Raw genomic sequence first — 17,058 nt, 5'->3', positions numbered from 1 at the left:
GAATCTGACGCCAAGGAGACACCCATGAAAAACGTCCTGTTCGTGTGCAGTCAGAACCGGCTTCGCAGCCCCACCGCCGAGGCAGTCTTCTCATCCCGACCAGATCTTGAAGTAGCATCCGCTGGAACGAACAATGACGCCGAAAATCCGCTCACACCTGAACTGGTCCAGTGGGCGGATGTGATCGTAGTGATGGAGAAGGTTCATCGTTCCAAAGTGCAGAAACGATTTCGCGCGTCTCTCAACGGCAGACGGGTAATTTGCCTCGATATCCCCGACAAGTTCACCTTTATGGACCCGGAGTTGATCACACTGCTTCAGACGAGATTGGCGCGTTATTTTCCTGCCCACTGAAAACCGTCTTTATTGCATGGCGATCTGAAAATCTTTCCTAAAATTTATAGAAATATAAGAATCTGCATCCACAGAAATTTCTTTTTTGTGGAACGTTGCCTGATCTTCCGCACGCTGAAGGATGCAGCCAAAAATGACGTCTCACTGCATATCAGAAGAAGAAATTCAAAAAAATCTGCAACAGTATCCGGATTGTAGATAGAGACCCCATCAAAAATCATCAGAAATATTTAGGATGATGCGATCAAACCCAGAAATTCAACAGATAAATTATCAATAAGACGCGCCAATATTACATTTCCTGTGAATACAGACCCAAAAAGCCGACATTTTCAGGACTCTCATCAATGGCTCCCGTGATGCGCCCTCGATAGTTCCATAAGCTTTTCAGGCCAAGCCTGAGATAACATCTCAGGCCATGCGCCAGATAAGCAGAGCGGCTCCTGCTGGACGCGGAGCATTGTCCTGAGAGGCGCTCTTCAGTTTCATGACCACGCAACGACTTCCAAACGTCATGGTGAAGTATCACTGCGCAGTCCGGACAGACTCTTTTCAAGCCACCCACAGAGTCAGACTTTCTACGAAACTCTGTGGGCACGACCGAAAGGACGAACCGTCTTTCCCTTACCGCGAAGAACGACGATCCAGCTGCGCCAGATCACGCACAGCACCGCGCGCCGCACTGGTCGTCAACGCCGCGTAAGCCTTGAGCGCCGTCGAGACCACACGCTCACGCACCGGCTTCCATGCCTCGACGCCCCGATCGTCCATCTTCTGACGACGGGTTGAAAGCTCGGGGTCGGTCACGCTCGTTTTCAGCACGCGGTTCGGGATGTCGATCTCGATGATGTCGCCATCCTCGATCAGGCCGATCGCGCCACCTTCCGCCGCTTCCGGCGAGATGTGACCGATGGACAGGCCCGAACTGCCGCCGGAGAAACGGCCGTCAGTGATCAGCGCACAGGACTCAGCCAGCCCCTTCGATTTCAGGTAGGAGGTCGGGTAAAGCATCTCCTGCATGCCCGGACCGCCCTTCGGTCCTTCGTAGCGGATCACCACCACATCGCCAGCCTTGATGCGGCCGCCAAGAATGGCGGACACGGCGGCATCCTGACTCTCGAACACGCGGGCCGGACCTGAGAACGTCAGCAGCCCTTCGGCCACACCGGCGGTCTTCACGATGGCGCCGTCTTCCGCGATGTTGCCGTACAGCACGGCGAGACCGCCTTCCTTGCTGAACGCATGGTCGCCGGAACGGATCGCACCCTTTTCACGATCGAGATCCAGTTCCTTGTAACGGCTGGCCTGCGAGAACGCCTGCGTGGTGCGTACACCGCCGGGAGCGGCCTTGTAAAAGGTGCGGGCCTCGCCGGTCGCCGTCTCGCCGCCGACATCCCACTGCGCCAGCGCCTCGGCGACGCTTTTGGAATGGACCATCGGGATATCGCTGTGCAGCAGCTTCATGCGGTCGAGTTCGCCCATGATGGCCTGCACGCCACCGGCGCGATGGACATTTTCCATGTGCACATCGGCCTTGGACGGCGCGACCTTGCAGAGGTTCGACACGCGACGGGACAGCCTGTCGATGTCGGCCATGGTGAACGGCACCTGCCCCTCATGGGCGGCGGCGAGGAGATGCAGCACGGTGTTGGTCGAACCGCCCATGGCGATATCGACGGTCATGGCGTTCTCGAACGCCTCGAACGTGGCGATGGAGCGCGGTAGAACGCTGCTGTCGCCCTGCTCATAATAGCGCTTGGCGAGTTCAACAGCGAGCCTGCCCGCTTTCAGGAACAGTTCGCGACGGTCTGCATGGGTGGCGACGAGGCTGCCATTGCCCGGCAGGGACAGGCCGAGCGCCTCGGTCAGGCAGTTCATCGAGTTGGCGGTGAACATGCCGGAGCAGGAGCCGCAGGTCGGGCAGGCCGAACGCTCGATGATGTCGGACTCTTCCTGCGTGACGCCCGGAGCGGCGGCGGCGACCATGGAGGACACCAGATCAATGGCCTTGTCGATCTCGCCGTCCTTCACATGACCCGCTTCCATCGGACCACCGGAGACGAACACCACGGGGATGTTCAGGCGCATGGCGGCCATCAGCATGCCTGGCGTGATCTTGTCGCAGTTGCTGATGCAGACCAGCGCGTCGGCGCAATGGGCGTTGACCATGTATTCCACGGCGTCGGCGATCAGTTCGCGCGAAGGCAGGCTGTAGAGCATGCCGCCATGCCCCATGGCGATGCCGTCATCGACGGCGATGGTGTTGAACTCGCGCCCGACGCCGCCTGCTTCCGCGATGGCCTCGCAGACAAGCTGGCCGAGATCTTTCAGGTGGACGTGACCGGGGACGAACTGGGTAAAGGAATTGGCGACAGCAATAATCGGCTTACCGAAATCCGCGTCCGTCATACCCGTGGCGCGCCAGAGGCTGCGGGCTCCGGCCATATTGCGGCCGTGGGTGGTGGTGCGGGAGCGGTAACCGGCCATTAGACTGTTCTTTCCGATCTGAAACAGGGCGGGACACGACGAAAATGGTGTTCCACCTTCAACATGGGGCCGTATAGCGGGAAAAACAGGGCGAGTCAGCCAAGGAGCAGGAGATTCATGGGCTGAACCGCGCCTCCCGCGCCTCTTCTTTCAATAGCGGTTACCCAAGACGAGCCTTTGGTGGTCTTCCGGTCAACGGCCTGCTGCAGAAACCGCTCAGGCGGCGTGCCAGTTGCCACCCTTCTTGTAGGCCATATCCATGTCCTGAATAATGCTGTTGAATTCCGGCGCACGCAGGACCATCACACTGGGATCAAACGGTTTTCCCGTCTTGATGGCCGTATGCAGGCGGCGATTGAGCGCACGATTGAACACACCGGGCCCGGTCTTGTAGGCGATATACAGATCCCGGAAGAGATAGCTGTTGCGATAAAGTGACAGCAGGCAGTCCGCAAGGATCGGACTGTTCCGACGGCTGCCGAAGAAGTCATTGTGAACGTAATAATTGTCCGTCACGAAGAAGACGTGAGACGGCTTTTTTGCAATACTATCTTCCAGGATTTCCGGCGCGACAATGCGGATATCAGCATCCAGCCACCAGCCGCCCTGTTCCTGAATCACATGCACACGGAGAAAATCAGCCGCCTCGGCAGGATGACGGGCGTGCAGGAAGAGATCCTGTGCTTCCCGCCCATAGCGCTCATAAAGCCACTCCGCACCTGACTCGCGATTGAACATCTGGACGTCAAACGCTTCCAGCTCCTGATGATAGGCGAGATTTTCCGTGATTTCAGAAGATGGATTCTGATCCCAATACTGATAGATCTTCGCCGGAATCGTCTGCTCATCGCTCGGGCGGGTTGGAATTTTTGCTTGCGGCAGAACCGACAGCGCCGTCTCAAGATAGAGCACGTCCACCTCTTCGCCCGTGTGAAAGGCTTCGAAGCAGTTGCCCATCCGTTCAAGGGCCGCCCTGGGATCATGCTGCCGCCAGGCGATCTCGATCCCAAGAATATAATCATAGATCGGCTGGGACAGCGCTTTCAGCTGCGCCAGTTCGTCCTCGGGAGGGCTCATCCCGGCCTTGAGCAGGCACAGCAGGCGGGCCTGCAACAGAGAGGAGGCCAGTGGGAATTCATTCGGATTTTTGGAATGCAGGTTGAAGGCGAGACCATAGAAATAGGCCGCCTCTTTCACCTGCTTATACATGTGCAGAATATTCGCCAGAGCAAAGGCATGCTCGACAGTCGCAGCACCGTGCTTGTGGAAATAATTCATCGCCTGATGGTTGTCGGCGAGATCTTCAAGCGTGAAATCCGATGTTTTCTCAATCGGAAGGGTCAGGAATGTCTCATTTTTTACCGTGTCACTCGACATAATCAGGTCTTTTCCGCCCCTGGCCCAAAACTGGCCTCTATTCCCACGCAGAATATTAGATAGTTCGGGGTATTCAACATTCCAATAACGACGTCCAGACTATTCCATGGATTGGCTGGCATCTTCTGTCCGCGCTCAGTCGGCAATTCCGATTTCCTGCCGAAGCGTTTCAACAAGCTGCCCCGCCGGCATCGCCCGCACTCCGGCCACACCCGTTCCGGCCCAGAACGCGCCATAGCCTGACTCGCCCTGGGCTCTGGCCGCAGCATCCAGTTGTTTCGCCGCATCATAGGTATAGGGATAAGGCGGGATTTTCGGACAATCCGCCCGGTCAGCCAATGCGTGAAACCTGTGCCGCAGGCCGCGCGCCGGACGACCGGAAATCGCCGCGGTCATCCCGGTTCCGCTCTCGGCCGCGTCTCTCAGGGCTGCGCGATAAGCGGGGGAAGCAGCACTTTCGTCGCAGGCGACAAACGCGGTTCCCAACTGCGCGGCGACAGCGCCCGCGTTCAGCATGTCCCGCACGTCATACCCGGTCATCAGGCCGCCTGCCGCAATGAGGGGCAGAGATGTTACCGGTTTTAGAGCGGCGAGAAGCGCCTTCGTATCAGCCTGCCCGTCCGGAGCTGACGGATCGAAGACACCGCGATGTCCTCCGGCTTCATAACCCTGTGCGATCAGCGCATCGATCCCGACCGCTTCGGCCTGTCGGGCTTCCTCTACACTGGTCACGCTCGCAAGCAGTACGAGACCCGCTTTCTTCAGGAGCCGGATGGCCGCGACGCCGGGCAGACCAAAATGAAAGCTCGCACAGGCGGGCCGCTCTTCCAGCAGCATGTCCAGCATGGCGTTATCGTCGAGAAAGGACGGATAGTTTTCCCGTAAGGTCTCGGGAGGGCTTGCGCCGTAACGCTCAAATTCAGGGCGCAACCAGCGGAGCCATGCCGTCGCTTCCGCGGCAGGCAGCGGAACCGAGGCGTGACAGAAGACATTCACACCGAATGGACGGCGGGTCAGTTGCTTCGTCTGTCTGATGGCCTCGCGGGCGGCCGGCACCGTCATTGCGCCGAGGCCAAGGCTGCCCAATGCTCCGGCTTCCGAAACCGCCGCCGCCAGCAGCGGCGTGGAAATTCCGGCCATTGGAGCCTGCAGAACCGGAACTTCCAGACCGAGGCGTTGTATCAGCATGGGCTTCTTGCACCGGAAGGGTTGTCCGGCTCCCATCACGGATGCCCGGCGTTCAGGGTATATCCCGGCTCAGGCTGTGCCGGGGCCGAACTCCTGGTCATGGTCAACAAGCGGAATCGGGTAATCACCAGTGAAGCAGGCGTCACAGTAGCGGCGGTGTTCCGCGTCGCGACCCTCATGACCCAGCGCACGGTAAAGGCCGTCGAGGGAAATGAAGGCGAGGCTGTCCACGCCGATCAGTTCCGCCATCTTCGCGATGTCATGCTGGGCCGCCAGCAGCTTGCTGCGTTCCGGCGTATCGATGCCGTAGAAACAGGAATGCTTGGTCGGTGGCGAGGAAATCCGCATATGGACCTCCGTCGCTCCGGCAGCCCGCACCATATCAACGATCTTGCGGGACGTTGTGCCACGGACGATGGAGTCGTCGACGAGGATGACCCGCTTCCCGTTCAGCATCGGCCTGTTGGTCGAATGCTTCATGCGAACGCCAAGATTACGGATCTGGTCCGTCGGCTCGATGAACGTCCGTCCGACATAGTGGTTACGGATGATCCCCAGCTCGAAGGGAATGCCGCTTGCCTGAGCGTAGCCCATCGCTGACGGCACACCCGAATCCGGCACCGGCACGACCACGTCCGCCTCAATGCCGCTTTCGCGGGCCAGTTCGACACCGATCTGCTTGCGGACGTTGTAGACCGGCATGCCGTCCAGAACCGAATCCGGACGAGCGAAATAGATGTATTCGAACACACAGAAGCCGGAACGCTGTGCGGCGAACGGCTTGACCGAGCGCACTCCGCTCTTGTCGATGACAACCATTTCGCCCGGCTCGACATCCCGCACGAACTCCGCGCCGACGATATCCAGACCACAGCTTTCCGAGGCGAACACCCAGCCCGACGCATCGTTTGCCGCACCCGGCAGCTTGCCGAGAACCAGCGGACGCACGCCCAGCGGGTCGCGCACACCCATCAGGGCATCCTGTGACAACACGACCAGCGAATAAGCGCCCTGCACCTGCTTGAGCGCGTCGATCAGGCGATCCTCAACCGTTGCGTAAAGCGAGATGGCGATGAGATGAATGAAAACTTCCGTATCCGTTGTGGACTGGAACAGGCATCCACGACGAATGAGCGCGCGGCGGAGACCGTGGGCGTTGGTCAGGTTGCCGTTATGCGCGACGGCAAGGCCACCGAACTCGAACTCGGCGAATAGCGGCTGCACATTGCGCAGCAGTGTATCACCGGTCGTGGAATAGCGGTTGTGTCCCACCGAACATGAGCCGGGCAAGCCGGCCATGATCCGGGTGTCATGGAAGACATCGCCTACGAGGCCGAGGCCGCGATGGGAGGAAAATTTCTTTCCATCATAGCTGACAATGCCGGACGCTTCCTGTCCGCGGTGCTGGAGCGCATGCAGACCGAGAGCCGTTATGGCCGCCGCGTCCGCGACATTCCATGCCCCGAAAACGGCGCACTCTTCGTGGAACTTGTCATCCCCCTCCTGCCGGTCGTCGGCCCATGGATGGGTGGTCACCGCCGTCTGCCGGAGAGAAAGCTGTTCGGACATCAGTTTTCATCCTTGCCCCGATCATCATCCACGCAGACCCGGTTACGTGGCGCGTCAGGGGTTCTCTGGGTAAGCCTCGCCAGGAATATCATCCGGCCCGCCGAGGTCATGGCCTGAGCCGGCTTCCCGCGCAAGGTCTGCGGGCACAAATCTCGACATTAGGGGCGCCATATAGGACAGTGCTGTCGTTATCGCACTCTCTGTTGTTCCGTCGCCACGCTGCCCGGCCACAACCATATTGGTGGTCGTCGCCCAGTGAGTGGTCATGTAGAGGGTCACAATGACTGTTCCACCGCGCAGGACACCAAACAGACCACCCAAAAGTCTGTCCAGTCCTGCCAGTGGCGAGATCTTGATAAGGTGGGCGAACAGGCTGGATGCAAGAGCCCCTACAGCCAGCCCCCCGAAAAATATTACGCCAAACCCAATACCACTCGCCAGTTCCACGGGCTGCATGGTCGGGATCACCCGTTCGACGAAGAGATGCCGGTATTGCAGCGCCACCGCCCCCGCCACTCCCCATGCGATCAGTCCCATCACTTCCCGTGTGAAGCCTTTTCTGAGTCCGCTGACGATCGACAGCGCCAGAATCAGTTCCACCAGCAAGGCGGGAGCGGACGTCGGCGCACTCATCACTGTCTGGATGGCCTCACGTACGGCCAGAAGAACTGTATCCCAGGCGGGAATATGGTCGGACAGAAACGAAAGAGGGGCTGTCATCAGAGGGCATCCTGATCAGGCGTGACCGCGTCACATACCAGTCTGATCCGGAACAATGGAGTGCTTATCCTCACAACACGGCAGCCTCTTCATCCTCACCTTCCGGTCTCAGGGAGGACTAGCCGGAGAGTTCTGAACGTCCTCTTAAAATTGCAACGAAGCTTTACCTTACGTTACAAATTGAGCACGCACAGACTCCTCGTCGCAGAACATTATGGCAGCTTGCTGGTCGCAACCCGCCATGGCCCCTTGCGACGCCCCTTATGTAGACCTGAGGCGTGGTTGAGGCGCATGCACAATTCACCCATCTCGATGCGGCAATGCAACTCTGTCCACACTGCGTCAGGGTCGAGACCCTGATCGGCCCATATCGCAATAAGCCCCTTGATAAATCCTGCGCTGCTCCGGACGACTTCTTCCCTGTCACCCTCGATCGCCGCCGCCGTGCATTCCGCCATGACCAGACCAAGGACTCCGGCAAGATGACGGGTCACATCCTCGTCTGGGGTCACATCCTCCCGCTTCACCGTTGCGCGAAGCAAAGGAACAAGACTTTCGGTGGCGCCGGAAGAAGAAGATGTCATCCCAGCATCATGAAAAACATTCAGGGGGCGCGTCAATCAGAACAGAAGCACAATATCAACGCAACGAAGTTTCAGACTCCGATAAAGGCAGACGCCAGCCAGATATCAGTACATGCCAGAAGCTGTTTCCCTGCCTTTGGCAGCAACGACAAGCGCAAGGGCTGTTTCGGTCCGGCGCTTCGTGCGTGCCAGCCAGCCTCGCCCCCATCGTCTGAAACCGGCCCGCACCCTGTATTCCCGCTCCTGCATTCCCGAGAGGACAAGCACCAGCAACAGCGCCATCGTCTGCCTGCATTCGAGGGCCCGCTTTACTTCGGGACCGATTCCACTGCTTGGCGGCAAACCAAGACGTGCGTGCAATGTGGCAAGATTTTCCGGATCAATCTGGGGCAGAAGATCAGAGGCATTCATCTGATTCAGTGCGGCAAGAGTCTGCGGACCGATACAGCCGTCCATCGTAACCCCCACCATTCTCTGCAACAGGCGGGCTGACGCCGAAACCCCGCAGTTCCATCCGAAATCGAACACCATGAGATCAAGTCCGGGAGGAAGAGCGGTGCAGACTAGCGGATTCCAGAATCTGGAACGTGCGATAGCGTCAAAAGTATCCAGATCCAGATTGCGCATGTCGTCCGGCGAAACAGGATGGGGCTTCTTCCAGGACGCCAGCATAGCCGCAGATACACCGTAATGACTGCCGATCAGAACGCCCTTGCGGCCATTTTCATCAGGAAGCCAGTTACCCAGATCTTTTGGATCCTCACTATACCCACCCTCTGCAGTACGAACAAAATCTAGGCAGGCATCAAAATTCTGGCCAGTCAAAGCGCCTCTCTCCGGTTTTGTCATAGAATACCGGTTCAGGTCTGAAGGCAGACCACACACGGCCTGCGGAAAGTATCCGTCTCCACACAAAAAATGATGTGTTTTCAAAACCTTTTTAATTTCAGTTCTGTTTGACATAAGTGATAGACACTGTTCTGCGGACAGAAACAGGCGCTTCAGTTCCAGTCGGCGGCGCGTGACGTTTCCATGCTTACCTTTGACAAGGCCGCCACTCATCTCATTTCATATGAAAAAATCTATATATTTAAAAAATGCACATTCAAATCCGGCAGAAATCCCGTCTTTTGTCAGAAACGAAAATTCCAATACTGTTCGCCGTCAGCAAGCCACATCAAATACCACTCACATAAGAACTCAGAGAAAACCAGCAGATCAGATCCTGTCCACAGCGCTCAAGGCCCTGCGTCAAAAGCCAGCTTCAGTTTTCTTCCGGACTGTCAGGAGCCGCCTCTTCCTCAACAATCACGCCTTCCGCTTCTTCAGCAGGGGCGGGGCGGGGCGCCAGCAGATCAGCCGTGTTGTCCAGCGGATGTCGGGGCGATGTGAGCGTATCGCTCATCAGCTCTTCCCGACGCGGTAGATCATTAAGGCTTTTCAGACCAAAATGGCGGAGGAAGTCAGGCGTTGTGCCCCACAGGACCGGGCGTCCCGGCACTTCCTTGCGGCCACGCGGCGCGATCAGTGACTCCTCGATCAACGTATCAAGCGTGTTCTGATTGACGCTGACACCGCGAATTTCCTCGATCTCGGCGCGGGTGCAAGGCTGGTGATAGGCAATGATCGCCAGCGTCTCCATGGTCGCCCTCTGAAGCCGCCGCGGCTTCGGCATGACCCGTGTGAGCCGGGGAGCAAGATCAGAGGCCGTCCGAAACTGCCACCCTCCGGCCACTTCCACCGGCACGACGCCGCGTCCTGCATAACGGGCGACAAGAGTGGCCAGCACAGCGCGGACATAGGCTCCAATGTCATCCACGGCGTCCGGAACCAGTCCCTGCCCTTCCAGTAAACCGAGAATGGCGCGGGCGCTCACGGGGTCAGTGCTGGCGAAAATCATCGCCTCCACAAGCCGGACGGCTTCGTCGGATGGCGTTATCGAAAGCGGCTGCCGGCTTTCGCTCTGGGTGAGCGCGGCAATCACTGCGGCGTCTTCGTCCACCGTTCCGGAGGATTCAGGAGACGAGATCTGCGGTAAAGAAAGAGTCTGACCTGAAGTATTCTCTTCCACCGGACCAGCGACCTGATGAACAGACGTCTCCTGTCCGGTCAGGAAATGGCTCTCCGGGGACAGTTCAGCCGGAATGGCGTTGTCATCGTCCGGCGACTGCACGGTCTCGTTCATGCCTCTTCCCCTTGCGGTCTGAGCATGATCCGCCCGAACGCCTCTTCCTGTTTCAGTTCCAGCATGCCGCTTTTGGCCAGCTCAAGACCCGCGATCAGTGTGCCCGCCATGGCTGCGCGCCGGATCCGCACACCTTCGACCTCGTCGGCGCCATCAGGAAGATCCGGCATGAAGTCGTCCAGCGCGTTCCAGCCCGGCGGCGTGCTGCCCAGCAGTTTACGCAGCCGCGCCAGCGCGTCCTGCACGGACCAGAACCGGATGGTCCGTGGCGTGTAGATCCGATGGCGCGCCGAGCGCCGGATGACGGCCATGTAGGCCCGCATCAGTTGAGGGACATCCAGCGCCAGACCGGACCGGTCGATTTCCACAAGCGTCTCGCTGGCGCCACGGGAAAAGACATCGCGTCCAAGCTGCGGACGGGCCGCCAGCCATTCAGCCGCAGCCCCGATACGGGCCAGCTCCTCCAGACGGGCCGCAAGCAGCTCCGCCGCATCCTCGGCTTCCTCGTCCGGCCCGTCTTCCGGCGGGAGCAGCAAGCGGGATTTCAGCCATGCCAGCCAAGCGGCCATGACCAGCCAGTCGGCGGCCAGCTCCAGCCGGATCGACCGGGCGGACTCCACAACAGCGAGGTACTGTTCGACAAGCTGGAGGATCGAAATCCTGGCCAGATCAACCTTCTGCGCCCGCGCAAGGTCGAGCAGCAGGTCCAGCGGCCCCTCGAAGCCGTCCAGATGCAGCAGGGGAGACCGAAGCTCCCCCCCTTCCTCCTGCGACTCTCCTGTTCCGTCACCTTTTTCCGGGCTGCACACGCCACGGACTCCGAAGTCGGCGAGCATGAACTCAGGGGCGCAGGACGTTACAGGCATGTCCATGTTCGCGGAGACTGTCACAGAACGTCCGGGCGGACGCGATGCTGTCAAAACCCCTGGTGCGCAGACGGTAGAAAATCGCGTTGGTGTGAGTCACCTTCTCGATCACAGGAGAATGCCCGGCAAAGAGATCCGGGGAAATGCTCCTGATTCTGTCCCACTCCTTGAGGGCGGCATCCTGCGAGTTGAGGGCGGCAAGCTGAACACCGTAAGGTCCGGAGGCCGCAGCGGACACGGCGCCTGCTGCCTTCGTCGCCTCAGGCCTGTCGGTGACAGGTTTTGCTGTTTTGCTGGCAACCCTGGCTGTCGGGGCAACCGGCTGTCTGGCCTCCGGGGGAGCCTCTTCAATGGCCCCGTTACCAGCCTCCGAAGCAGGCGCTTCCTTTGCGGTCGCAGAAGGAGCGGTGGTGCTGTCTTCGCTCGGCAGCGCCTTCCCGGGAGCCTCTTTTTCCGGATCAGCAGGCGCATTGGATTCTTCCGGCGCAGGAGCCTGCTCACTCCCGGCGACGGCTGTCTTTTCTTCCGCAGGTGGAGCCGCAGCTTTCGCCGTCTCTTCTTTCGGCGCAGCCTCTTTCAGGGCGTCATCCTTCGCCGCCGCACCATAACGGGCCGCCAGCGCCGCCGGGTCAGGCTGCTCGGGAGAAGGCGCCAGATGCGTCGCACCCTGCTGCTCCGTTTCCATGGGCGGCGGCATCATGTCGTTGAGTTCCATGCCGCCCGGATCAAGAGGCTTCTCGCGAATGGGTTCAGGAGGCGGCCCAAAGACGGGAATGCCGCTCTGATGGTGACCGAGCAACGACCAGCCCCCCACTCCGACCAGCAGCAGGGCCCCAAGCCCCACCGCGCCATAGGTCAGCGCACGCGTTGTCCTGTCGGCAGGCAGCAGTGAGCCGAGCGCAAACGCCCTGCCCGCGCCCTTCTCACGCCGACGCGGCGGCGGGATGTCGTCATCATAGTCCGTCGCCATGCGCTCACGGGCACGACTGAGACGGTCTTCGTGCGGATTGGGTGGTGGGGAATCGCTTTCGGTCATCGCATTTCCTCGACGGGCTCAACACCCATGACAGCCAGACCGGAGCGGATGGCCATGGCGGTCGCCGCGACCAGCGCCACACGGGCCAGGGTTCCTTCACGGTCATTGTCCTGCAGAAAGCGCAGGGTGGTCTCATCGCGACCCCGGTTCCACAGTGCATGGAAGTCGGCGGCCAGATCGCCCAGATAGAAGGCGATCCGATGCGGCTCGCGGGCAACGGCGGCCCCTTCGATCGTGCGGGGCCAGCTCGCGATCCGACGCAGCAGCGCAATCTCGGCGTCGGCGATAAGCGCCCTGAGAGACACCTTTCCCAGTGCGTCCGACGCCACGGCCTCCGCACCGAGCATCTCCTCGGCGGCGCGCAGGACCGAACGGCAGCGGGCATGGGCATACTGCACATAGAACACCGGGTTGTCGCGGGTCTGCGCCACCACGGCGTCCAGATCGAACTCCATCTGCGCGTCGCTCTTGCGGGTCAGCATGGTGAAACGCACGGCGTCCTTGCCGACTTCATCCAGCAGATCGCTCAACGTCACGAACGTACCGGCGCGCTTGGACATGCGGACCGGCTGGCCGTCGCGCACGATATGCACGATCTGGCACAGCGGCACTTCCAGCGGCACCCTGCCGTCTGTCAGCGCCTTCACGGCCGCCTTCATGCGGCTGACATAGCCGCCGTGGTCCGCGCCCAGCACGTCGATCAGCACCTGCTCGCCACGCTCGACCTTGTCGAGGTGGTAGCCGATGTCATTGGCGAAATAGGTGTTCGTGCCGTCCGACTTGCGGAGCGGACGGTCCACGTCGTCGCCGAATTCCGTGGAGCGGAACAGGGTCTGCGGGCGGACCTCCCAGTCATCCGGCAGCTTGCCTTTGGGCGGCTCCAGCACGCCTTCATAAAGCAGGCCCTTGTCTTCGAGCGCCTTGATGGCGCGGTCGGTGACGCCGTCCGCCAGCACCTTCGCTTCGGAAGTGAAGACATCATGCTTCACACCAAGCGTCAGCAGATCCTCGCGAATGCCGTCCATCATGCGGGCGACGGCGAAATCCTTGACCAGCGCAAACCATTTCTCGGCGGGAGCGGGCTTTGCGCCGTCCTCTGCAAGCGAAGCGCCGTGAGCCTCGGCCAGAGCCTGTCCGATGGGGATCAGATACTCGCCCTGATATTGCAGACCGTTCGGCGTGATGGCGTTGAACGCCTCGGCATCCATCGTCGAACCGATGGCCTGAAGGTAACGCCAGTAGGTGGCCCATGCCAGCGCCGCGACCTGATTGCCCGCGTCGTTGATGTAGAATTCCTTGGTGACGTCGTAGCCCGCCTTGTCCAGCAGATTGGCCAGCGCGTCACCGACCACCGCGCCGCGACAGTGACCGACATGGACCGGGCCGGTCGGGTTGCAGGAGACGTATTCGACGTTGACCTTCGTTCCCTTGCCGATCTGCGAGTCACCAAACGCCTCACCGGCTTTCAGCACGGAGGGGATGACATCCTGTAGAACGGAATGGTTGAGGGTGATGTTGACGAAGCCCGGCCCGGCCGCCTCGGCGGAGGCGATGCCTTCAACACCGAGCAGCGATGTCGCGATATCTGCTGCAATATCGACGGGCTTGCGACGCGCTGGCTTGGACGCGATCAGCGCCGCGTTTGTCGCCATGTCACCGTGAACAGGGTCGCGTGTCGGCGTCAGTTCCACGCGGGCGAGAAGATCCTCGTCGATATCCGGCACGATGCGACGCAGGACATCCAGTACATGTGCGCGGTAGCGTTGGAACAGACAGTCAGACATGCGTGCGGGCTCCTCCCTTTGTGTTTGGCGCGTCCTGAGCAGCGCCCCTTGATCCAGCGGATGTCGTCATACAGCGCAATGACGGGAAACGCGACAGCGCGAAGCAACTGCGGCAGAATCGAAAGGACGATAAATCCGGTCAGCGTGGCAGGTCAGTCGCCAGTTCATCGCCAAACCCACCCGCGTCACGGAAAAACTCCCGCAACAGTTCCAGAAAGGCGCGCACATTGGCGTTGGACTGCTGGCGCGGCAGCATGACCGCGTAGAGATCGACTTTCTCGCCATAAAAATCGGGCAGGATTCGGACCAGCCGCCCGCTCGCGATATCGCGATACACGTCGCTGAGCAGTTTATAGGCAATTCCACGTCCCGAAACCGCCCAGTCATGGACGATCTCGCAGTTGGTGCTGGAGAGCTTCGGATTCACCGTCACCACATGCTTTTCGCTTTCGTTGCCGACGGCCCATTTGTTGAGAACGGTCATCGTTTTCTGCCGCCTGATGCACAGACATTCGTGGTTGGCGAGTTCGTCGGGTGTCTGCGGGACAAGCCGATTCTCGAAATAGGCCGGAGAGGCGCAGAGCACACGACGTGTGGTGGCCAGAAGCGTGACGATCGAACCGGGCGTATCGGGCAGGCCCAGACGGATGTTGATATCCAGAAGGCCGTCTCCGGGGTCGTGTATGCCTTCGCTGGCGAGCACGAGACTGACCTGAAGTTTGGGGTAGCGTTCGCTGAACGCCTCGATGAACGGGGCGATCTGCCGCCGCCCCAGTTCCATCGGCGCTCCGACGATCAGGCTGCCCTGTGGCTCGCCACTGGATGAAGCGATCTCGTTTTCGAGTGTGTCGATTTCCGCGACAATCACCAGCGCCCGCTCATAATAGACCTGCCCGGCCTCACTGAGACGAAAAACGCGGGTGGTTCTGATGATGAGCGTCACACCGAGTCGCGCTTCAAGGGTCGCGAGTCTCCGGGAGATGACGGCCGGCGACGTGCCCAAGGCGCGGGCGGCGGCGGTGATGCTCCCCGCATCGACGAGGTTGATGAAAAATCTCAGATCGCTGGCTTCGCCCTGCATGTCACTGGTCCATTGTTGCGTCAGCTGAAAAAGCGTTTTGTTTTTAAAGCTGCTACCGGATCACCATTTCTTGAGCGCATACTCTACTCAGATCAGAGGAGTTATGACGTGAATATCATTCAGGAGAAAAGTCCCAAGACGGCAGAACTGAAGTCTGCCGTGACCGGCGCCGTTGTTTCGGATGAAAAAAACAAACATTTGTCTGAGCTGGTTGGCGAGGACCTCAAGAAGGCCCTGATCGGCACATGGCAGCTTGTTTCCTATCAGGTTGAGTTGCAGGAAACGGGTGAATTCATTGACGCGATGGGCGCGACCCCGCGCGGTCGTGTCATTTTCACGCCCGACAACTGGGTGGCTTTCAATCTGGAAGGCAGCAACCGCACGCCTGCGGAAACCGTGGATGATCATCTGGAACTGCTGAATACGCTGGTCGCCTATATCGGTCGTTACCGCATTGAGGGAAACCAGTGGGTCACCTCGGTGGAGACCGCCTGGGCACCGCAATGGGTCGGCACCGAACAACGCCGCACGGTGACGGTGGATGGTGAGTTCGCCAGCGTCATCACGCCGTGGCGGAAAATGCCGAACTGGGGTGGCGGCAAGATGTCACGCAGCATCATCCGCTTCCGCCGGGCTCATTAAATCCACAAGCCCGGACTGGAAACAGAAGTCTTCGGATGCCGCTTTTTTCAAAAAAACGGCGTCACCTGAATCTTTTTGAAACAAGCTTCACCGAAGACTTCCTGACTTCTGAAGGGGAGCTTCAAGAGCGGCGGCGGTTGGCCGCTGCTCTCGCAGCGATGCCCGCCAGATGACGGCGGCACAGCAGGACATCCATTGAACCCGTCTGCTTGCACGCAAATTCAAATGCTTGCGTCCGTCGGGCCAGATCAAGCAACGCAGGCAGTGACCATGTGTCCAGCGCCCGCTCGAACGCCTGCTGTTTCTTGAAAAACACCGGAGGCCGAAGCGTCTTCATCGCGTCCATCCGGCTCTGACCCAGCTCCAGCTCCGCCTTGACCCGACGCAGCCGCCCGATATGACTGAGCAGAACACGCGCCATGGCCACCGGGTTTGCGCCTTCCGATAGCGCCCGCTCCAGCGCAAGATCGGCCCCGGCCTTGTCACCCTCCATGGCGAGAAACACGGCGTCATCGACAGAAGCCGACCCGGAGTCGCCAATGCAGAGCATCAGGTCATCGAGGTGGAGCTCGCCGTTCTCTCCGGCATAGAGCGCCAGCTTCTCCACTTCATTGCGCACGCCCGCCCGATCCGCGCCAAGGCGGCCCGCCAGCCACCCCAGCGCCTCACTGCTGATCCGGACCTGCCGCTCTTCCAGCATCCGACGCACGGAGCTTTCCAGCGCACGTCCCTCTTCCGGATAGCAGCCGATGGAAGCCGAGTCCGGCCGGGTTTCCGCCAGCTTGCGGAGTTTCCCTCGAGCCGGAAGAGCTCCTGCCTCAAGAATGATCAGACTGTTGGCCGGGCTGTCGAGCAGAGATGCAACAGCAGTCGCCAGTCCGTCCGTCGCCTCTCTCACCCAGACGACCCGCCGACCACCGTCGAGAGACAGCGCAGTGGCTTCCTCCTCAAAACGGGCATGATCATCCCGCGCCAGCAGGGACACGCGGAACGGATCATCCAGAGAACCCGCGGACCGGCGGGTCAGTGCCGCGGCATGCTCACGAATCAGACCGCTATCGTCGCCATGCAGAAGCACAAAACGCCAGTTATCAGGCGCAGCAAGCACTTTCCCGACCGAGCGGGCATCGATCTTCACCATGGCAGGAAAAAAAGAGGTGGGAGAACAGCTCCCACGCTCATCCG

General features: G+C 60.0%; 15 protein-coding genes. 2 read left to right on the top strand and 13 right to left on the bottom strand.

Features of this window, described 5'->3' with window-relative positions; all coding sequences use genetic code 11:
• The first annotated feature begins 24 nt into the window (after positions 1–24).
• On the top strand, positions 25–354 hold the full coding sequence (locus tag A0U92_RS00350) for a low molecular weight protein tyrosine phosphatase family protein (protein WP_077814163.1): 330 nt from the start codon (positions 25–27) through the stop codon (positions 352–354).
• Positions 355–978: 624 nt separating this feature from the next.
• On the opposite strand, the gene ilvD is transcribed toward A0U92_RS00350, so the two are convergent.
• The 12 genes from ilvD to A0U92_RS00290 all read right to left on the bottom strand — a co-directional run bounded on the left by ilvD (position 979) and on the right by A0U92_RS00290 (position 15,231).
• Entirely contained in the window at positions 979–2,841 is a 1,863-nt protein-coding gene (gene ilvD / locus A0U92_RS00345; RefSeq protein ID WP_077811496.1) for a dihydroxy-acid dehydratase, read from the bottom strand.
• A 216-nt stretch (positions 2,842–3,057) separates the two neighbouring features.
• Complete coding sequence (locus A0U92_RS00340; RefSeq protein WP_077811495.1) at positions 3,058–4,218, bottom strand: glycosyltransferase family 32 protein; 1,161 nt, start codon at positions 4,216–4,218, stop codon at positions 3,058–3,060.
• Between the two features lie 135 nt (positions 4,219–4,353).
• Positions 4,354–5,406, bottom strand: coding sequence for an NAD(P)H-dependent flavin oxidoreductase (locus tag A0U92_RS00335; RefSeq protein ID WP_077811494.1), 1,053 nt, complete (start codon positions 5,404–5,406; stop codon positions 4,354–4,356).
• A gap of 69 nt (positions 5,407–5,475) precedes the next feature.
• Positions 5,476–6,975, bottom strand: coding sequence for an amidophosphoribosyltransferase (gene purF / locus A0U92_RS00330; protein WP_077811493.1), 1,500 nt, complete (start codon positions 6,973–6,975; stop codon positions 5,476–5,478).
• A gap of 54 nt (positions 6,976–7,029) precedes the next feature.
• Positions 7,030–7,695, bottom strand: a complete 666-nt coding sequence (locus A0U92_RS00325) for a CvpA family protein (protein WP_077811492.1) — start codon at positions 7,693–7,695, stop codon at positions 7,030–7,032.
• A 212-nt stretch (positions 7,696–7,907) separates the two neighbouring features.
• Positions 7,908–8,279, bottom strand: a complete 372-nt coding sequence (locus A0U92_RS00320; RefSeq protein WP_077811491.1) for a nucleoside triphosphate pyrophosphohydrolase family protein — start codon at positions 8,277–8,279, stop codon at positions 7,908–7,910.
• A 105-nt stretch (positions 8,280–8,384) separates the two neighbouring features.
• Complete coding sequence (locus A0U92_RS00315; RefSeq protein ID WP_077814162.1) at positions 8,385–9,104, bottom strand: glycoside hydrolase family 108 protein; 720 nt, start codon at positions 9,102–9,104, stop codon at positions 8,385–8,387.
• A gap of 439 nt (positions 9,105–9,543) precedes the next feature.
• On the bottom strand, positions 9,544–10,260 hold the full coding sequence (scpB, locus tag A0U92_RS00310) for an SMC-Scp complex subunit ScpB (RefSeq protein WP_408736130.1): 717 nt from the start codon (positions 10,258–10,260) through the stop codon (positions 9,544–9,546).
• 200 nt (positions 10,261–10,460) lie between these two features.
• On the bottom strand, positions 10,461–11,336 hold the full coding sequence (locus A0U92_RS00305; RefSeq protein WP_077811489.1) for a segregation and condensation protein A: 876 nt from the start codon (positions 11,334–11,336) through the stop codon (positions 10,461–10,463).
• A complete protein-coding gene (locus A0U92_RS00300; protein WP_077811488.1) occupies positions 11,305–12,366 on the bottom strand; it encodes an SPOR domain-containing protein in 1,062 nt (353 codons plus the stop codon). The genes A0U92_RS00305 and A0U92_RS00300 overlap by 32 nt, the downstream gene beginning before the upstream one ends.
• Positions 12,363–14,150, bottom strand: coding sequence for an arginine--tRNA ligase (argS, locus tag A0U92_RS00295; RefSeq protein WP_077811487.1), 1,788 nt, complete (start codon positions 14,148–14,150; stop codon positions 12,363–12,365). Before argS ends, A0U92_RS00300 begins: the two co-directional genes overlap by 4 nt.
• Before the next feature lie 139 nt (positions 14,151–14,289).
• Positions 14,290–15,231, bottom strand: coding sequence for a LysR substrate-binding domain-containing protein (locus A0U92_RS00290; protein WP_077811486.1), 942 nt, complete (start codon positions 15,229–15,231; stop codon positions 14,290–14,292).
• Between the two features lie 108 nt (positions 15,232–15,339).
• On the opposite strand from A0U92_RS00290, the gene A0U92_RS00285 reads away from it, so the two are divergent.
• Positions 15,340–15,873 carry a lipocalin-like domain-containing protein gene (locus A0U92_RS00285; RefSeq protein ID WP_077811485.1) on the top strand — a complete coding sequence of 178 codons (534 nt, stop codon included), beginning with the start codon at positions 15,340–15,342 and terminating at the stop codon, positions 15,871–15,873.
• Positions 15,874–15,994: 121 nt separating this feature from the next.
• On the opposite strand, the gene holA is transcribed toward A0U92_RS00285, so the two are convergent.
• The gene (gene holA, locus A0U92_RS00280) at positions 15,995–17,011 is read right to left on the bottom strand and encodes a DNA polymerase III subunit delta (RefSeq protein ID WP_077814161.1); all 1,017 of its coding nucleotides are present in this window, start codon (positions 17,009–17,011) and stop codon (positions 15,995–15,997) included.
• Between the last annotated feature and the right edge of the window lie 47 nt (positions 17,012–17,058).

This window comes from Acetobacter aceti (assembly GCF_002005445.1).
GTDB classification, from domain to species: Bacteria; Pseudomonadota; Alphaproteobacteria; order Acetobacterales; family Acetobacteraceae; genus Acetobacter; species Acetobacter aceti_B.
This window is presented reverse-complemented; position numbering and strand designations above follow the sequence as displayed.